Source organism: Actinoplanes oblitus (assembly GCF_030252345.1).
Classification (GTDB): Bacteria; Actinomycetota; Actinomycetes; order Mycobacteriales; family Micromonosporaceae; genus Actinoplanes; species Actinoplanes oblitus.
This window is the reverse complement of record NZ_CP126980.1, coordinates 7,141,509-7,160,288: the sequence shown is the minus strand read 5'-3', so window position 1 is coordinate 7,160,288 and position 18,780 is coordinate 7,141,509. Positions and strand designations below refer to the sequence as shown.

At 74.0% G+C, this 18,780-nt stretch carries 12 protein-coding genes; 9 read left to right on the top strand and 3 right to left on the bottom strand.

What is annotated here, in order from left to right:
- Positions 1 to 46 precede the first annotated feature (46 nt).
- From Actob_RS32065 to Actob_RS32045, 5 genes are read left to right on the top strand one after another with little or no spacing between them, the layout of a single operon-like run.
- Positions 47 to 1,411 carry a condensation domain-containing protein gene (locus tag Actob_RS32065; protein ID WP_284922412.1) on the top strand — a complete coding sequence of 455 codons (1,365 nt, stop codon included), beginning with the start codon at positions 47 to 49 and terminating at the stop codon, positions 1,409 to 1,411.
- Entirely contained in the window at positions 1,411 to 2,697 is a 1,287-nt protein-coding gene (locus Actob_RS32060) for an LLM class flavin-dependent oxidoreductase (protein WP_284915594.1), read from the top strand. Before Actob_RS32065 ends, Actob_RS32060 begins: the two co-directional genes overlap by 1 nt.
- Positions 2,694 to 4,421, top strand: a complete 1,728-nt coding sequence (locus Actob_RS32055; RefSeq protein ID WP_284915593.1) for a fatty acyl-AMP ligase — start codon at positions 2,694 to 2,696, stop codon at positions 4,419 to 4,421. The genes Actob_RS32060 and Actob_RS32055 overlap by 4 nt, the downstream gene beginning before the upstream one ends.
- Positions 4,418 to 9,772 (top strand): type I polyketide synthase, encoded by a 5,355-nt coding sequence (locus Actob_RS32050; protein WP_284915592.1) that lies wholly within the window; start codon positions 4,418 to 4,420, stop codon positions 9,770 to 9,772. The genes Actob_RS32055 and Actob_RS32050 overlap by 4 nt, the downstream gene beginning before the upstream one ends.
- Positions 9,769 to 11,085 carry a cytochrome P450 gene (locus Actob_RS32045; RefSeq protein WP_284915591.1) on the top strand — a complete coding sequence of 439 codons (1,317 nt, stop codon included), beginning with the start codon at positions 9,769 to 9,771 and terminating at the stop codon, positions 11,083 to 11,085. The genes Actob_RS32050 and Actob_RS32045 overlap by 4 nt, the downstream gene beginning before the upstream one ends.
- Here Actob_RS32045 and Actob_RS32040 read toward each other — a convergent pair.
- Positions 10,994 to 11,644, bottom strand: a complete 651-nt coding sequence (locus Actob_RS32040; protein WP_284915590.1) for a response regulator transcription factor — start codon at positions 11,642 to 11,644, stop codon at positions 10,994 to 10,996. The genes Actob_RS32045 and Actob_RS32040 overlap by 92 nt on opposite strands.
- Before the next feature lie 588 nt (positions 11,645 to 12,232).
- On the opposite strand from Actob_RS32040, the gene Actob_RS32035 reads away from it, so the two are divergent.
- The 4 genes from Actob_RS32035 to Actob_RS32020 are packed head-to-tail and all read left to right on the top strand — an operon-like array spanning position 12,233 to position 16,053.
- A complete protein-coding gene (locus Actob_RS32035; protein WP_284922411.1) occupies positions 12,233 to 12,850 on the top strand; it encodes an acyl-CoA-like ligand-binding transcription factor in 618 nt (205 codons plus the stop codon).
- A gap of 56 nt (positions 12,851 to 12,906) precedes the next feature.
- Positions 12,907 to 14,529: an MDR family MFS transporter gene (locus tag Actob_RS32030; RefSeq protein WP_284915589.1), complete on the top strand. Its 1,623-nt coding sequence runs from the start codon at positions 12,907 to 12,909 to the stop codon at positions 14,527 to 14,529.
- Between the two features lie 7 nt (positions 14,530 to 14,536).
- Positions 14,537 to 15,370, top strand: a complete 834-nt coding sequence (locus Actob_RS32025; RefSeq protein WP_284915588.1) for a metallophosphoesterase family protein — start codon at positions 14,537 to 14,539, stop codon at positions 15,368 to 15,370.
- Positions 15,367 to 16,053, top strand: coding sequence for a 4'-phosphopantetheinyl transferase family protein (locus Actob_RS32020; protein WP_284915587.1), 687 nt, complete (start codon positions 15,367 to 15,369; stop codon positions 16,051 to 16,053). The genes Actob_RS32025 and Actob_RS32020 overlap by 4 nt, the downstream gene beginning before the upstream one ends.
- A gap of 106 nt (positions 16,054 to 16,159) precedes the next feature.
- On the opposite strand, the gene Actob_RS32015 is transcribed toward Actob_RS32020, so the two are convergent.
- Positions 16,160 to 16,918: an SDR family NAD(P)-dependent oxidoreductase gene (locus Actob_RS32015; protein WP_284915586.1), complete on the bottom strand. Its 759-nt coding sequence runs from the start codon at positions 16,916 to 16,918 to the stop codon at positions 16,160 to 16,162.
- Between the two features lie 71 nt (positions 16,919 to 16,989).
- On the bottom strand, positions 16,990 to 18,480 hold the full coding sequence (locus Actob_RS32010) for a tryptophan 7-halogenase (RefSeq protein WP_284915585.1): 1,491 nt from the start codon (positions 18,478 to 18,480) through the stop codon (positions 16,990 to 16,992).
- Positions 18,481 to 18,780: the final 300 nt, after the last annotated feature.

Here is an 18,780-nt window from a genome sequence, read left to right as displayed (position 1 = left end):
ACTCTCGACACCCTGGAACGGTGCGTGATCATCTGATCACGTGAGCATGCCAGTGGAACTCTCCGCCCGCCAGCTCGCTCTCCTGCAACGGTTGCGAGCCGGCGGCGGAGCCACCACCTCGACCAGCACCATCCCGCACAGCGCGTCGGCGGCGCCCGTGCTCAGCAGCGCCCAGGAACGCATCTGGTTCTCCGAGCAGCTGTGGCCGGGCACCGCGGTGCAGAACCTGGCCGCCGCGATCACCCTGACCGGGCCGCTGGACGTCGCCGCGCTGCGGGCCGCGCTGGCCCGGATCGTGGCCCGGCACGAGCCGCTGCGTACCCGGTACCGCCCCGCCCCCGAGCTGTTCGCCGGTCCGGAGCTCATCGAGGCCGGGGCCGAGGCCGAGGTGGGCACCCTGGCCCGGGAGCCGATCGACCTGTCCCACGGGCCGCTGCGCCTGCGCCTGCTGCGCCGGGCAGCCGACCGGCACGTCCTGCTGATCGTCTGCCACCACATCGCCTTCGACGGCTGGTCGCTCGGCGTCCTGGTCGCGGAGCTGTCCGCGTACTACGGAACGGCTGCCGAGCTGCCGGACCTGCCGGTGCGGTACACCGACTTCGCCCGCTGGCAACGGGACCGGGCGGCCGCCGGCGACTTCGAGGCGGACCTGCGGCACTGGACCCGGGAACTGGCCGGCGAGCCGCCACCGCTGGACTTCCCGACCGGCCGTCCCCGGCCGGCCCGGCTCACCTTCCGCGGGCGGATCCACCGGTTCGCCGTCGATCCGCCGGTCGTCCGGCGGCTCGGCGAGCTGGCCCAGCGGGAACGCACCCCCGGTTTCAGCATTCTCACCGCGGCTTTCGCCGCGACCCTCGGCAGCCTCACCGGCCGGCGGCGGATGACCATCGGCAGCCCGGTGGCCAACCGGGTCCGCCCGGAGCTGGAGTCGCTGATCGGGGTCTTCATCAACACCGTCTGCCTGCGGGTCGCCATCGAGGAGGGCGACACGTTCCGCACCCTGCTGCACCGGGCGCACCGCACCTGCCAGGCCGCCCTGAGCCGGGCCGAGGCGCCGTTCGAGCTGGTGGTGCGACGGGTCAACCCGCCGCGCGACCCGAGCCGGAACCCGCTGTACTCGGCGATGCTCGTCTACCAGAACTCGCCGCTGCCGCCGTTCGCCCTGCCCGGCCTGACCGCCGAGGTGGAGCAGCTCGACACCGGCACCGCCAAGGTCGACCTCACGCTCTACGTGGAGGACCGCTCCGGCGGCTTCCGCTGCTCCCTGGAGCACAACACCGATCTTCTCGACGAGACCTGGGCGGCCCGGATCGCCGGCCGTTTCCAGGCGCTGCTGGCGGCCGGTGTCGCGCGGCCGGACACGCTCGTCGCCGACCTGATGGCCGCTCACCCGCACCCCGGAGGTGACTGATGCGCTTCGGCGTCTTCTTCGAACTGCAACTGCCGAAACCCTGGACCGAGAACGCCGAGCGGGACCTGTTCCACGAGGCGCTGGAACAGGCCGAGTGCGCCGACCGGATCGGCGTCGACTACCTGTGGGCACAGGAGCACCACTTCCTCGAGGAGTACAGCCACTCCTCGGCCCCGGAGGTCTTCCTCGCCGCGTGCAGCCAGCGGACCAGCCGGATCCGGCTCGGCCACGGGATCGCGCTGATGCCGCCGGGCTACAACCACCCGGCCCGCGTGGCCGAGAAGATCGCCGCGCTCGACCTGGTCAGCAACGGCCGCGTCGAGTGGGGGACCGGCGAGTCCAGCTCCCGGGTGGAGCTGGAGGGATTCGGGCTGGAGTACGCGGAGAAACGGGCCATGTGGGCGGAGGCGACCCGCGAGACGGCCCGGATGATGGCCTGCACGCCGTACCCCGGCCACCAGGGCCGGTACTTCAGCATGCCGGTCCGCAACATCGTGCCCAAGCCGGTGCAGCGCCCGCATCCGCCGCTCTGGATGGCCTGCTCCAACCGGGAGGCGTTGCGGCTGGCCGCGCGGCTCGGCGTCGGCGCGCTGACCTTCGCCTTCATGGACCACCGCGAGGCGCGCTACTGGGTCGAGGAGTACTACGAGATCTTCGACCGCGAGTGCGTCCCGATCGGGCTGGACGTCAACCCGAACGTCGCGATGCTGTGCGGCTTCAGCTGCGGTCGCGATGGCGAGAGGGCGCGCGCGCTCGCCACCGAGGGACAACAGTTCTTCGCGTACGGGTTGTCGCACTACTTCCGTACCGGCACGCACCGTCCGGGCACCACCGAACTGTGGGACGAGTTCGCCGGGTCGCCGCGCCAGCCGATGGCCGGGATGGGCGGCATCGGCAGCGTCGAGGAGGTGACCGAGGTCTTCGCCGAGTTCGAGGACTCCGGCGTCGACCAGGTCATCCTGCTCCAGCAGGGCGGCCGGTACCGGCACCCCGACGTGATCGACTCGCTGGAGCTGTTCGGTGCCGAGGTGCTCCCGGCGTTCCGGGAGCGGGCCGCCGCCGCCGAGGAGGCGAAGGCGAAGCGGCTGGCGGACGCGGTGGCCCGGGCCCGGGAGCGGATCGACGCGCCGGCGCCCGCGGTGGTGCCCGAGGTGGAGGCGTACCCGTCGATGTGGCAGCGGGCGAGCAACACCGCCGAGGTGGTCGGCCCGGACCGCTCGGTCAACGCCGCCGCGCTGTGGCGGCTGCACGCCGGCCGGCGCGCCACCGGCGACGGTGACCGGTGACCGGCCGCCCGGAACCGGCCGCCGACCTGGTCGGCATGCTGGCCGACTGGGCCATGGCCGGGCCGGACGACCTGGCCTTCACCTTCTGCGACAGCTGGGATCCGTCGGGCGCGCCGGCCGGCGAGCAGTCGCTGACCTACGGCGACCTGCTCGGCCGGGCCGCGGCGGTCGCCGAGCGGGTCCGTGACCTGGGCGCCCCGGGCGCGCCGGTGCTGCTCATGCTGCCGGCCGGGCTGGACTTCATCTGCGGGTTCTTCGGCGTGATGCTCGGCGGCGGCGTCGCCGTGCCGATCGTGCCGCCGGACCCGGTCCGGCCGCAGGCGTCCTTCGGCCGGTTGCGGGCCGTCGCCCGGGACTGCCGGCCGGCGGGCGTGCTGACCACACCCGCCCTCGCCGCCCGCCGCGCGGAGATCGTGGCGGCGGCGCCGGACCTGGACCCGGCGCCGTGGCTCGGCCTGGACGGCCGGGGCACCGCCCGGCACGACCCGGCCGCCGTCCGGCGGGTGCCCGCCGAGGCCACCGCGTTCCTGCAGTACACGTCCGGCTCCACGGCCGACCCGAAGGGCGTGGTGGTCAGCCACGCCAACATCATGGCCAACCTCGCCGCGATGCGCCGGCTGCTCGGCCTGGGCTCGGGCGCGGTGCTCGGCGGCTGGCTGCCGCTCTTCCACGACATGGGCCTGATCGGCCTGGTGCTCAACGGCTTCGTCGGGCGCCGGCCGTGTCACCTGATCACGCCGGCCGGCTTCGTGCAGAGCCCGGCGCGCTGGCTCGACCTGATCACCCGCCACGGTGTCGAGTGCACCGGCTCGCCGAACTTCGGCTACGAGCTCTGCGCCCGGCGCGTCCCCGAGGAGGCGCTGGCCGGTGTCGACCTGTCCACGCTGGCGGTCGCCTACAACGGCGCCGAGCCGGTGCGGGCCGCGACGATGGACCGCTTCACCCGGCGGTTCGCGTCGCGCGGCTTCCGGCGCGAGGCGTTCCGGCCCTGCTACGGCCTGGCCGAGGCGACGCTCATCGTGAGCGGCGGGCCGGGCGCGGTGGGCCGGTTCGACGGCGCCGCGCTCGGCGACGGCCTGGCCCGGCCGGACGCCGGCGGGGTGCCGCTGGCCTCCTCGGGACGGCCCGACGAGCGGCACCGGGTGGTGATCGTCGGCGACGACGGCCGGGAGGTGCCGGCCGGCCGGGTGGGTGAGGTGCACGTCGCCGGGCCGAGCGTGACCGGCGGTTACCGCAATCGGCCGGAGGACACCGCGCGGGCGTTCCAGCGACGGGTTCCCGGGTGGGAGACGGCGTTCCTGCGTACCGGAGACCTGGGTTTCCTGCACGACGGGGAGCTCTACCTGTGCGGCCGGACCAAGGATCTGATCATCCATCACGGGCGCAACGTGTATCCGCAGGACATCGAGCTGACCGCGGAGAACGCGCACGACGGGGTGCGGGCCGGCTGCGTCGCGGCGTACGGCAGCCCGGACGGGGACAGCGAGGCGGTCGGCATCGTGGCGGAGGTGCGGCCGGCCGCGTTCGAGCGGGCCGCCGAGATCACCCGGGAGATCCGCCTCCTGGTGCACCGGCACCACGAGGTGCCGGTGCACCGGGTGTGCCTGGTGCCGCCGCACACCATCCCGAAGACCACCAGCGGCAAGATCCGCCGGAGCAGCTGCCGGACCGCTGTCGACAGCGGCGCGTGGCGCCCGGTCCTGGACTGGAGGAGGACACCGTGACCGCCGCCGACGAGATCCGCGACAGGCTGGTGGAGTGGGTCGCCGAGGCGGCGCACCTGCCGGCCGCCGCGATCGACGAGGACGAGCCGTTCGAGCTCTACGGGCTGGACTCGGCCGCCACCGCCGAGCTGACCGAGCGCCTGGCCGGCTGGCTGGGCCGCCCGGTGCCGATCAGCGCGCCCTACGAGCACCCCACCGTCCGGCAGCTGGCCGATCACCTCGCGGGTGGCCCGCACGCCGCCCCGGCCGCGTCGCCCGGTGCCGCCGGCGCCGCCGGTGACGTGGCCATCGTCGGCATGGCGGGCCGCTTCCCCGGCGCCGCCGGACTCGGCGAGTTCTGGAACCTGCTGCGGAGCGGGGGCGACGCGGTCACCGACCGCCCGCCGGCCGGGCGGGGCGACACGGCGGGCGGTGACCTGCCCGGCGGCTACCTCCAGGACGTGGCCGCCTTCGACCATGAGTACTTCGGCATCACGGCGGCCGAGGCCCGGGAGATGGACCCGCAGCAGCGGATCCTGCTCGAGGTGGCCGCCGAGGCGCTGGAGGACGCCGGGCTGCGCCGGGCCGACACGGCCGGCAGCGACACCGGTGTCTTCGTCGGCATCGCGCACGCCGAGTACGCGGCCGCCGAGTGGGCCACCGGCGAGGGCGTCACCGCGCTCACCCCGACCGCCAACGCGTTCAGCATCGCCGCCAACCGCATCTCCTACTGCCTGGACCTGCGCGGGCCCAGCCTGGCGGTGGACACCGCCTGCTCCTCGTCGCTGGTGGCCCTGCACCTGGCGGCGCGCAGCCTGGCCGCCGGCGAGACCTCGCTGGCGCTGGCCGGCGGGGTCAACCTGATCCTGTCCCCGGCGGTGTCCGAGGCGTTCGAGGCGGCCGGGGTGCGCTCCCGCGGCGGCCGCTGCCGCCCGTTCGACCAGGGCGCCGACGGGTACGTGCGCAGCGAGGGCTGCGGGGTGGTGGTGCTGAAGCCGCTGGCCGCCGCGCTGGCCGATCGCGATCAGATCTACGCGGTGCTGCGGGGGAGCGCGGTGGTCAACGACGGCCGCTCCAACGGGCTGCTGGCACCGAGCCGGGAGGCCCAGGAACGGCTGCTGCGCGCCGCCTGCCGGTCGGCCCGGGTGGACCCGGCCGCGATCGAGTACGTCGAGGCGCACGGCACCGGCACCCAGGTGGGCGACGCGGTGGAGGCGGCCGGTCTCGGTGCGGTGCTCGGCCGGGCGCCCGGGCGTACCGCGCCGTGCCTGGTCGGCTCGGTCAAGTCGAACATCGGGCACGCCGAGGCCGCCGCCGGGATCGCCGGGGTGATCAAGGCAGCGCTGATCTTCCGGCACGGCGCGGTACCGCCCACCGTGCACCTGGAGCGGCCCCGTCCGGAGCCGGGCCTGCTGCTCGCCGCCACCGAGACGCCCGGGCAACCCCGGCTGATCGGCGTGAGCTCGTTCGGCTTCGGCGGCACCATCGCGCACGCCGTGCTGGAACGGCCGCCGGTCGTCCCCCGGTCGACGGCCGCCGCGAGCCCGCGCCGGCCCCGGGTGCTGCCGGTCTCGGCCCGCGCGCCCGAGCTGCTGCCGATCCACCGGGCCCGGCTGCTGGCGGAGCTCGATCCGGCCGCGGCCGGCGACCTGCTCTACACCGCCCAGCAGCGGCGCGCGCACCTGCCGGACCGCCGCGCGGTGCTGATCGACCAGCCGGACGCACGTCTGCCGCGGATGCCGGCCGAACCCTCCGGCGGGGTGGTGTTCGTGCTGCCCGGACAGGGCGGCTCGTGGCGAGACCGGGCCGGCGAACTCGTCCCGCTGCTGCCCGGCCTGGCCGGCGCGCTCGCCGCCACCCAGGCCGAGCTGCGCGGAGTCCTGGGCGACGAGGGCGGTGAGGCGGCCCGCCAGGCGGAGTTCACCGCGTGGCAGATCGCCCTGATCGACGCGTTCACCGGCCTCGGGGTCCAGCCGTCCGGGGTGATCGGGCACAGCCTCGGCGAGGTCGCCGCCGCCTACGCGGCCGGGGTGCTGACCCGGGCCGAGGCCCTGCGGGTGGCCGTGGCGCGCGGCCGGGCGATCGACGAGGAACCGCCGGCGGTGGCCGGCGCCATGGCCGTCGTCGAGCTGTCCGCCGCCGAATGCGCCGACCTGCTGGTGCCCGGCGAACTGTGGCTGGCCGCCGAGAACGCCCCGACGACCAGCGTGCTCGCCGGCGCCGCCGCGGCGATCGACCGGGTGGTGGCGGAGGCAGCCGAGCGCGGCGTCTTCGCCCGGGTGGTGCCGGGAGTGGCGTTCGCCTCGCACGGCCCGGCGGTGGCCGGTGCCGCGACCCGGCTCGGAACGCGCCTGGCCCCGCTGCGCCCGGCACCGGCCCGGGTGCCGGTCTTCTCCTCGGTCACCGGCACCGCGATCGACGGGCCGCGGCTGGACGCCGGCTACTGGGCGGCCAACCTCGCGCGACCGGTGCTGTTCCGGCGCGCCGTGACGGCCGCCGGGCAGGCCGGGCACCGGGTCTTCCTGGAGCTGTCGCCGGCCGCGACGCTGGCCACCGGCATCGGCGCCGCGCTCACCGCCGCCGGTGTCCGGGACGGCGCGGTGCTGGCCCTCACCCGCGAGACCGACCCGGCCGAGGGCCTGGACCGGGTGCTGGCCGGGCTCTACGAGGCCGGTGCCGACCTGGCCTGGGAGCGGTTCGACGACGGTGCCGGGCGCTGCGCGCACCTGCCCGCCCGGCCGTGGCTGTGGCGTCACCACTGGAAGGCGGCCGCGGCCCGGGACCTCTCCTGGCGCGGCGTCGACCTGGCCGCCATGCCGGGTGTGGTGGTCCGCGAGGCCCGCTTGCCGGACGACGATCCCGCCGTCACCGGGCACGTGGTGGGCGGCCGGGTGATGATGCCGGCGACCGGCTGGCTGACCCTCGCCGGGCAGGCGCTCGACGTGCCGGACGGGGACTGGATCGCGCTGGCCGAGGTGGAGTTCACCCGGGCGTACCGCCCGGATCCGGCTCGCCCGGCCACCGTGCAGTTCACCAGGATCGAGCTGGGCCCCGGCGACGAGCGGTTCAGCCTGCACCTGCGCGACACCGGCTGGCAGGAGCACGTCACCGGGCGGCTGGGCAGCGCCGCCGAGAACGCCGTGGCGAGCACCCGGTGGACGCCGCCGGAGACGCTGATCGCCCGCTGCCCCGGCCACCTGCCCGGCGCGGACCTCTACCGGGCGCTCGGCCGGCTCTCCCTCGACTACGGCCCCGGACTGCGGCACGTCGCCGAGCTGTGGACCGGTCCGGGCGAGGCGGTGGCGCGGCTGACCGGGTACCGCGCCACGACCGGCCCGCTGGACGCCGCCCTGCACGCGGTGGCCGCGGCCACCGGCCTGCTGTCCGAGGCCGGCGGCGGCGTGCCCGCCGTCCCGCGCGGCTTCGAGCGGGTGCGGATCCGGGCCGGCGCGGCGGCCGAGACGGCCTGGAGCCACGTCGTGATCCGGCCGGACGGCGACGCGGAGCGGATCGCCGACGTCCGGGTGGTGGACGCCGGCGGCGCGCTCCTGGCCGAACTGCTCGGCCTGCGGCTGAGCCCGCTGGTCGCGGATCGCCCGGCCGTGCCGGCCGCGATCGGCGGAACCTACGAGGTGCGCCGGCATCCGGCCGGTCCGCACGCGGCGGGCCCGGCCCGCCGGCTCGCCGCCGCGCTGTGGGTGGGCCGTCCGGACGGCGACGCGGTCACCGACCGTCTGCGCTCCGCGGGGATTTCGGTACGCGTGAGCGCACCCGCCGTCGAGGACGTCCGGGCCGCGCTGGAGTCGTCGGCACCGGCGGCCGTGATCTGGGATCTCACCGGCCCGGCCGGGTCGCCGGAGGCGCCGGTGCTGAGCGTGCTGGACGCGCTGCGCGAGGTGGCCGCCCGGCCCGGGGTGAGCGAGCTGGTGGTGCTCACCAGCGGCGTGGACGACGCGCGCCGGCCGGACCTGGCCGCGGTACCCGGACTGCTCCGCTGCGCCGGCTTCGAGCTGCCGCAACTGCGCGTCTCCTGGGTCGACCTGCCGGCCGGCGACGGCGTCCCGGCCGCGTTCGCCGACGCGCTGGCCACCGGCGCGCTGCGTCCCGAGCTGGTCCTGCGGGACCGGTGGTACGCGCCCCGGCTCGCCCCGGTCACCGTCCCCGGCGGCCGGCCCCGGCTGGACGGCGGCGCCTACCTGATCACCGGTGGGCTGGGCGGGCTCGGCCTGGCGGTCGCCGAACGGTTCGCCGAGCGCGGCGCGCGGCGGCTGGTCCTGCTCGGCCGCGGCGCCCCGGACGGCCCGGCCCGGCAACGCATCGACCGGATGGCCGGGAGCGGCTGCGAGGTGGTGGTACGGCGGGCCGACGTGACGGTGGCCGAGGAGGTGCGAAGGGCCGCCGACCGCGCCCGGGCCGGCGGGGTGCCGCTGCGCGGGGTGGTCCACGCGGCCGGCGTGCTGCGCGACCGGGCCCTGCTGGCACTGACCCCGGACGACGTCACCGAGGTGATGGCGCCGAAGACCGTCGGCGCCCGGCACCTGCACGAGGCGACGCTGGACGACCCGCTGGAGTTCTTCGTCCTGTTCTCGTCGGCCGCGGCGCTGCTCGGCTCGCCGGGCCAGGGCAACTACGCCGCGGCGAACGCGTACCTGGACGGGTTCGCCCGGTGGCGGCGTGCCGGTGGCCGGGTCGCCACCGCCGTCGGCTGGGGACCGTGGGGCGAGATCGGCATGGTGGCCGGCGCGGCGGCCGAGGAGCAGCCCGCGGCCCGGCTGGTCCGCACGCTGGATCCGGCCACGGGTCTCGACGCGCTGGAGGCGGTGATCGCCGCCGGCCTCACCGGGGTGGCCGTGCTGCCGTACGACGTGGGCGCCCTGGTGCACCTGGCGCCGGCCGGCGCCGACCCGGAGTTCTTCGGTGAGCTGGCCGGTCCCGGCGTCGCGCTGCTGCGTCCCACCGGACCGGCGGCCGCGTCGTCCCGGCCCGGTGCCACACACCGTTACGTGGCGCCGGAGGGGCCGGTGGCGACCCGGATCGCCGGGATCCTGCAGCGGGCCCTCGGCATCGACCGGATCGGCGCCGACGACTCGCTCTACGAGCGGGGCGGGGACTCGGTGCTGGCCGGCCAGGTGCTCACCCGGATCAACCGGGAGTACGACGTGCGGCTGGACACCGCCGCGGCGTTCGCCGACTTCACCGTCCGCCACCTGGCCCGGCTGGTGGACGGCGCGCTGGTGGCGAAGGTGGCCGGGCTCAGCGACGAGGAGGCGCAGTTGCTGCTCGACGTCGTCGCCGTCACTTCCACCGGCCGACCGGCCGGATCTTCTTCCGGCCCACCGGCCGGATCATCCATCGAGGAGGCGGGACGATGAGTGTTCTGGAGGCGCTGCGGCGGGATGCGGGCATCCGCGCCCGCCGGGCCGGTGGCTGGCTGGTCGCCCGCTCCGGTGACGAGGTGGCCCGGCTGGCCTACCGGCCCTGGCAGGACGACCCCTACCCGGTCTACGCCCGGCTGCGTCGCGGCGGTGAGCTCGGGCGCAGCCGGACCGGCATCCGGGCGGCCACCGGCTACCGGATCTGCGACGAGATCCTGCGGGACCGGCGCTTCGGCGTGCAGTTCACCGACGGTGACGTCGGTGGCACCCGCGGCCTCGGCTTTCCGCCCGAGCACCAGCCGCGCCCGTCACTGCTGCAACTGGACCCGCCGGCACACACCCGGCTGCGCGCGGTGGCCCACGCGTGCTTCACCGCGACCAAGGTGGCCGGGTACCGGCCGATGGTGGAGCGGATCACCGAGCGGCTGCTCGCCGCCGCCGCGACCCGCGACGACTTCGACCTGATGGCCGACTTCGCCGCGCCGCTGCCCATCTCGGTGATCTGCGAGCTGCTCGGCGTCCCGGACGTGGACACCGGCCGGTTCGCCCATTACGGGCGGGTGCTCACCACCGCGCTGGGCGGGGTCCGGTCCCGGCGCCACGCCGACGACATCGTCGAGGCCACCACGGCACTCGACGGGGTGCTGGAACGGCTGATCGCGGAGCGGACCGAGGCGCCCGGCGACGACGTGATCAGTGCGCTCGTCCGGGCCGCCGGTGCCGACCGGCTCAGCGCCGACGAGGTGCTGGCCACCGCCGAGCTGCTGTTGGTCGCCGGCTTCGAGACCACGACCCACCTGATCGGGAACGGCGTGCACGCGCTGCTGCGCCGTCCCGACCAGTGGGCCGCGCTGGTGGCCGACCCGGAGCTGGCGCCGGCCGTGGTCACCGAGGCGCTGCGGTTCGACCCCCCGGTGCAGTTCACCCAGCGCATCGTGCAGGAGCGACTGGAACTGCGCGGCGAGGCGCTGGACCCGGACACCATGGTGCTGATCCTGCTGGGCTCGGCGAACCGGGATCCCGAGGTGTTCGAGGATCCGGATCGCTTCGACCTCGGACGCTCACGTGCCGTGGACCCGCTGGCCTTCGGCAGCGGCATCCATTACTGCCTGGGCGCGTTGCTGGCCAGGCTGGAGGGGGAGGTGGCCTTCGCGGCGCTGCCCCGCGTCCTGCCCCGGCTCGAAGCGGCCGGGGCCCCGCGCCGTGGTGACTCGCCGGTCATCCGCGGCTTCCGCAGCTTGCCGGTGCGTTCTCGTCCGGTGCGGCGTCCATCGGCATCGAAACCGGCAGCGGCACCGGGCCGAGGTTGAGATGGGTCATCGCCGCGCGGGTGAGCTCCGCCTTGTTGCCGACACCGAGCTTGACCCGGATCCGGGCCAGGAAGGTGTCCACCGTGGGTTTCTTGACGCCCATCCGGGCGGCGGCCTGCTGGTGGGTGTAACCGTGCGCGATGTAGAACAGCGCCTCGCGCTCGCGGGGCGACAGCTGGTCGGCGGCCGCCGCGCCGGAGGTGGCCGCCGGCTCCGCGGGCGGGCGGGCCCGCCGGTAACCACGCACCGCCGCCACCGCCAGGTCGACGGCGACCTGCGGCCGGTCGTCGGTCAGGTACGCGGACGCGCCGGCGGCGAGCGCGGCCTGCGCGTACGGCCAGCCGGACGGGCCGATCAGCAGGGTGGGTGTCTGGCGGGCGACCGCGGCCACCTCGTCCAGGGTGTGGTGACCGTCCGGAGCGGCGACGACGTAGACGACCACCTCCGCCGCGCCGGCCGCCGGCACCCTGCCCTCGGCGACTCGCCGGTCCGATGGCACCACCTCGACGCCGGCGGTGGCCGCCAGCGCCTCGTCGAAGCGTTGACGGGAGGTGCCCATCACCGTCACGCGTACCGCATGGTTTGGAGGTTCCGCTGCGCGCGGAACCGTTGTCATCCCCGTGTACATTAAACCTTTTCCCTAAGCAACCGTTTACCGGCTTGCGCCACTCACGCGGAGTGACATTTTCATCGACGAGCTTGGTAACGAAACTATGTCAACGAGGGGGCCGGTGTGTCAACATCATCGTCGATCTTCACAGGTCGGTGCACCCAGCGTGACCAACCTATGTAGACAGCCGGGACGGGCGATGAAGTGGCAGGCCAGGGCGCTTGGCGCGGCGGGTGCCGGCGAGGGCTGCCCAGTCCGCCTGGTGCGGCCGGCGAGCCGCGCCGGTCCGGCGGGGCAGATTGTGGACAGCTTGTGTCCGCGATGTATTTATTTCCCTCCGCAAGTACATATCTGATCCCGAGGGGTTTTTAACTGTGTTGCCGGAGTGATTCCCGGCGGGCGCATTTTTCAGAAGTGCTCAATAATGGCGCCGGTCACTGCTCATTGCGTTCCCGGCGCGCGGGCTGCAGACCGAGCAAACTTTCACTCTCTGAAGGATTGCATCGTGTGAAGCAATCGCCTACCGTCCTTGTCGTGATGGAGACTTCGGTCGGCGCCGGGCTGGGCCGGCGTGACCGCAAGAAGCAGCAGACCCGCTCGGCGCTCATCGTGGCCGCGCTGCGTCTGTCGCTGGAGCGCGGCCTGAGCGACACCACTGTCGAGGACATCAGCGCCGCTGTCGACGTGTCGTCCCGGACGTTCTTCAACTACTTCGCGAGCCGGGACGACGCGCTGGTCGGCGACTACTTCGCCAACAGCGAGGACATCCGCGCCCGGCTCGAGGCCGCCGATCCGGGGCTGCCCCTGCTGAGCGCGCTGCGCCTGGCTGTCACCCCGAGCATCGAGCGGATGCACGAGGAGCGGGAGCTGTGGTTCCTGCGCATGCAGGTGATCTGCAAGAACCCGTCACTGATGCCCCGCCTGCTCGCCCGCAACGCCGCCGCCGAGGAGGCCATCACCGCGGCCGTCGCCGCCCGCACCGGGTCGGCCGCGGACAGCGGCTTCCCGGCCCTGGTCACCGCGGTGGCCGGAGCGGCGTACCGGACCGCGGTGACGCGCTGGGCGCTGTGCGCGGGCGCCCGGCAACTGGACGAGCTGGTCGACGAGGCGTTCGCCGCCGTCGCCACCGGCCTGACCCAGCCGGCGCACCTCTAGGCCCGCACCGGGCCGGTGCCCGGCACCCCCACAAGCCATCCATCGAAGGGTCCGACATGACCGCTGACCTCTCGCCGCCCGAGCAGCACCGCACCTCCCCCGGTGTGCCGGCCGGCCCGCGCCCCGCCGGCCCCAGCCCGGCCGGTGGGGCGCCGGCTGCCCGTGACGTCGGCCGGGTGCTCTCCGGCCTGCTCCTGGCCATGTTCGTGTCGAACCTCGCGTCGACGATCGTGGCGAACGCACTGCCGCGCATCGTCGCCGACCTGGGCAGCACGCAGGCCGCGTACACCTGGGTCATCACGGCGGAGTTGCTGGCCATGACCGCGGCCGTCCCGCTCTGGGGCAAGCTGGCCGACCTCTACGACAAGAAGATCCTGATCCAGACGGCGCTCGGCCTGTTCATCGCGGGTTCGCTGATCGCCGGCCTGACCCAGAACGTCGAGTTCCTGATCTTCAGCCGGGTGATCCAGGGGATCGGCGCCGGCGGCGTCAACGCCCTGGCGATCGTGGTGCTGGCCAGCATGGTGTCGCCCCGCGAGATGGGCCGCTACGCGGGCCTGTTCAGCGCCGTCTTCGGCGCCGCGACCATCGTCGCGCCGCTCGCCGGCGGCCTGCTGGTGGACACCTCCTGGCTGGGCTGGCGCTGGTGCTTCTTCCTCGGCGTGCCGCTCTCGATCATCGCCGGGGTGATGCTCCAGCGGACCATGCACCTGCCGGTGACCCGCCGCCCGGTCCGGATCGACTGGCTCGGCGCCGCGCTCATCGTCGGCGGCGTCTGCACCCTGCTGATCTGGTCGACGCTGGCCGGCGACAAGTACGCCTGGGCCTCCTGGCAGACCGCCGCCCTGGTCTCCGGCGGCGTGCTGCTGCTCGTCCTGGCGTGGTTCGTCGAGTCACGGGCGGCCGAGCCGATCATCCCGCCGAGCATCTTCCGCAACCGGACCGTCGCGTTCGCCACCCTGGCCACCGCGGTGGTCGGTGTGGTGATGTTCGCGACCGGTGTCTTCCTCTCCCAGTACCTGCAGATCAGCCTGGGCAAGTCGCCGACGGTCGCCGGTGTGCTGTCGCTGCCGCTGGTCTTCGGGATGCTGGCCGCGTCCACCGTCGCCGGTGGCGCGATCGCCAAGAGCGGCAGCTGGAAGCCGTACCTGGTGGCCGGGGCGGTGCTGATGACGGCCGGGATGCTGCTGTTCAGCCTGATCGACGCGGACACCTCGCTGTGGGTGCTGGGCGCGATCATGGTGGTGGCCGGCGCCGGCGTCGGCCTGCTGATCCAGAACCTGGTCATGGTGACGCAGAACGACGTGCCCGCACAGCATCTCGGCGTCGCCACCGCCACGGTCAGCTTCTTCCGGAGCATGGGCGGCGCCATCGGGGTCAGCGCCCTGGGCGCGGTGCTCGCCAACCGGGTGAGCGACCTGCTCCAGGAGCGCCTGGGCGCGGCCGCCGCCGGTGGTGGTGGCTCCACCCGGGTGCCCGACCTCAGCGAGCTGCCGCCCCCGGTGCTGCAGGCGGTGCAGGAGGCGTACGGCACGGCGACGGCGGACCTGTTCCTGGTGGCCGCGCCGATCTCCCTGGTGGCCGTGGTCGCCGTCGTGCTGATCAAGAACAAGCCGCTGCAGATGCTCAACGCTCAGCAGCGCCGGGCGAAGGAGTCGGCCGGCACCCCGGCCGAGTGAGCACCCCGTGACGTCAGCCCTGTTCGCCGTCAGCGACCTGCACGTCTCGTACGCCGAGAACCGGCGCGTGGCCGACCGCCTCGCGCCGGAGTCGGACGGCGACTGGCTGATCGTGGCCGGCGACGTGGGCGAGCGCTTCAGCGACATCGAAGAGGTACTGCGCAAACTGCGCAGCCGGTTCGCGGCGGTGATCTGGGCGCCGGGCAACCACGAGCTCTGGACGCACGCGTCCGATCCGGTGCGGTTGCGCGGTGAGGCCCGGTACCAGGCGCTGGTGCGGATGTGCCGGGACAACGGGGTGCTGACCCCGGAGGACGAGTTCCCGGTCTGGAGGGGCGCGGGCGGCCCCGTAACGGTCGCGCCCCTCTTCCAGCTCTACGACTACTCGTTCCGCGCACCGGGCACCACGACCAAGGAGGAGTCGCTGCGGCGGGCCTACGATGCCGGCGTGGTGTGCACCGACGAGTTGCTGCTGCACCCGGACCCGTACCCGGATCGCGAGTCCTGGTGCGCCGCCCGGCTGCGGGAGTCCGAGCGGCGGCTCGCCGCCATCGATCCCGCGCTGCCCACCGTGCTGGTCAGCCACTGGCCGCTGATCCGGGAACCGACCCGGGTGATGTGGCACCCCGAGTTCGCCCAGTGGTGCGGGACCGAGCGGACCGCCGACTGGCACCTCCGGTTCCGGTGCGCGGTGGCGGTCTACGGCCACCTGCACATCCCGCGGACCACGTACCACGACGGCGTGCGCTTCGAGGAGGTGTCACTCGGCTATCCCCGCGAGTGGGGCCGCCGGGGCGCCGACCCGGCGCCGATGCGCCGGATCCTCCCGGAGCAGTCATGATCGAACGGTTGTTGCCCCCGGACGTGGTCGCCGTGGAGGCGTTCGCCGACGTACCGGGCGAGGCGGTCTTTCCCGGCGAGGAGGACCTGGTGGCGAAGGCGGTGGAGGGCCGCCGCCGGGAGTTCGTCACGGCCCGGCGGTGCGCCCGCGAGGCGCTCGCCCGGCTGGGGTTCCCGCCCGCGCCGATCCGGCCGGACCCGCGGCGCGCGCCGCAGTGGCCGGCCGGGGTGATCGGCAGCATCACGCACTGCGCCGGGTACCGCGCGGCGGTGGTGGCCCGGCTGGCCGACCTGGCCGGCGTGGGCATCGACGCGGAGCCGAACGAGCCGCTGCCGGACGGCGTGGCGGAGGCGGTGGCCGGTCTCGACGAACGCGACATGGTCGACCGGCTGGCCCGGACCGACCCGTCGGTGAGCTGGGACCGGTTGCTGTTCAGCGCCAAGGAGTCGATCTACAAGGCCTGGTACCCGCTGACCCGGCGCTGGCTCGGTTTCGAGGAGGCGCGGCTGGTGATCGACCCGTTCACCCGGACGTTCACCGGTCACCTGTCGGTCGACGGCACCCGGGTGGACGGCGGCCCGCCGCTGACCGAGCTGCGCGGGCGTTACCTCGCCACGGCCGACTTCGTGGTCACGGCGGTGACCGTGGCGCACGCCCAGCGGGTCGTGGTGGCGCTGCCCTGAGCGCGCCGCCGGGCGTGCGGCGTGCCGGGATCAGCGCGGCGTGCCGGGATCAGCGCGGCGTGCCGGGATCAGCGCGGTGTGCCGGGATCAGCGCGGTGTGCCGGGGTCAGCGCGGCGCCATCCGGAGGGCGCCGTCGAGGCGGATCGTCTCACCGTTCATCATCGGGTTCTCGACGACGTGCGTGACCAGGGAGGCGAACTCCGCGGGGTCGCCGAGCCGGGCCGGATGCGGCACCTGGCGGCTGAGCGCGTCGATCGCCGATCGGGGCAGCGGGTCGAACATCGGGGTGTGGAACAGCCCGGGGGCGATCGTGACCACCCGGATCCGCAGACCGGCCAGGTCCCGGGCGATCGGCAGCGTCATGCCGACCACACCGGCCTTGGACGCCGCGTACGCGGCCTGGCCGACCTGGCCGTCGAAGGCGGCCGCCGAGGAGGTGTTGACGATGACGCCACGCTCCTCGCCGAGCTCGTCGGCCTGCGCCATCCGGGCGGCGGCGAGCCGGAGCACGTTGAAGGTGCCGATCAGGTTCACCCGGATCACCTCGGCGAAGGCGTCGAGCGGGAACGGGCCGTCCTTGCCGACCGTCTTGACGGCGTTGCCCGAGCCCGCGCAGTTGACCGCGATCCGCAGCGTGCCCAGCGTGCCGGCCAGCTCGACCGCGGCGGTGACATCCGCCTCGCTGGTCACGTCGCCGGGCGCGAACAGCACTCGGTCGCCCAGGTCGTCGGCGATCCGCTTGCCGCGCGACGAGCGGCCCAGGATGACCACCGAGGCCCCGCGCTCGTGCAGCTGCCGCGCGGTCGCCAGTCCCAGTCCGGACGTCCCGCCGGCCACCAGCGCGACGCTGCCCTCGATCCGCACGTGCCTCTCCGTTCTGCGATGTCCGGCGGAGGCCGGGCGGGCGCCGATCGGGCGCCCACCCGGCACGATGATCATTCGACCGGCGCGGGAACCCACGACAGGCCGTCGGGCGAGGGGATCAGGCCGCCGTGGAACAGCGGGGTCTCCTCCTCCGCGTCCTCGCCGAGCTGGGCCTGCATCTGCACCTTCGAACCCTCGACCATGGCGCTGCGCACGACGGTGGACTGCAGCATCGGTGCCCACTCGCCCTTGTCGGCCGCCATCGCGCCGATCGCCGAGGAGAACTCCGCCGAGTTGCCGTGCAGCCGCTCGGCCAGCTCCTCGGCGCCGGTCAGCGCGGTCTCGCCGGACGAGACGCCGCCCACCAGCTCGACGAACGACTCCAGCTCGGTGCGCTCGGCCCGGGTGACCTTCTTGGCCTGCCAGAAGTACGAGTCCTCGTCCCGGTGCATCTCGTAGAAGGAGATCAGGAACTCGTAGAAGACGCCGTACTCCTTGCGGTAGCGGGTCTCGAACTCCTGCATGGCGGCCTTCTCCTCGACCGTGCCGGCCAACACGCTGTTGATCGACCGGGCGGCGAGCAGAGCGCTGTAGGTGGCCAGGTGCACGCCGGAGGAGAACACCGGGTCGACGAAGCAGGCGGCGTCACCGACCAGCATCATGCCGGGGCGCCAGAACGCCGTCTGGTGGTACGAGTAGTCCTTGCGTACGCGGACCTCGCCGTACTGTCCCTCGGTGACCCGGGTCGCGGGGGAGAGGTAGTCGGAGATCATCGGGCACTCGTCGATCAGCGCGTACAGCGCCTTCTCCGGGTCGCCCTGCACCTTCTCGGCCAGCTCCCGGCGCACCACGGCGCCGACGCTGGTCAGCGTGTCGCTCAGCGGGATGTACCAGAACCAGCCGCTCTTGAACGCCACGCAGAGGATGTTGTTCCGGCGGTTCGGCTGCGGCAGTCGCTTGCCGTTCTCGAAGTAGCCGAACAGGGCGAGACTGCGGAAGAACTCCGAGTACTCCCGCTTGCCGCCGACCTTGTTGAACAGCCGGCTCTTGTTGCCGGACGCGTCGACCACGAACTTCGCCGACACCTCGTGCGGTACGCCGGCGTCGTCGGTGTACCGCACGCCGGTGACCCGGTCGCCGTCCTCGATGACGTCGGCGACCGAGCAGCCCTCCTGGACCTCGGCACCCTGCCGCCGGGCGTTGTCGAGCAGGATCTTGTCGAACTTGGAGCGCTCCACCTGGTACGCGGTGGAGGTCGGGCCGGCCATCTTGGGCGAGGTGGCGAAGTCGAACGCCCACGGCTCCTCACTGGCACCCCAGCGGAACGTCCCGCCGCGCTTGAGCGGGAAGCCGGCTTTCGCCAGCTCGTCGGCCGCGCCGGTGAGCCGGCAGATGCCGTGAATCGTGGACGGCAGCAGGGACTCGCCGATCTGGTATCGGGGGAAGAACTCTTTCTCCAGAACCAGGACGGAATTTCCCTGTTTGGCCACCAGCGCGGCCAGAGTCGAGCCCGCGGGACCGCCCCCGACGACGACGACGTCGAATTCCTTGGATTTTTCCACGCGTTTCTCTCTCATTTCGTTCGCTGAGGTCAGCAAAGGCTTCCAGGGAGAGCGGTGTCCACCGGACTATGTCAATGCCGCCCCCGGCCGTCAAGGTAATGAAGGTGACACAAGTTTGGCGGACGGCGGACGTCCATAGAATGGCCGACACCGCCCGGCGGGCGGCATGACAGCGGATCGCGCGGCCCGTCCGGCCCGCGCAGACATCGGCGCGCATCAGCAGGCGAAACGCTCGCGACGCCCGGCCGGCCGTTGTGGAGCGGGGCCGGATGACGCCGTCGAGCTGGGAATTCCCTGTGC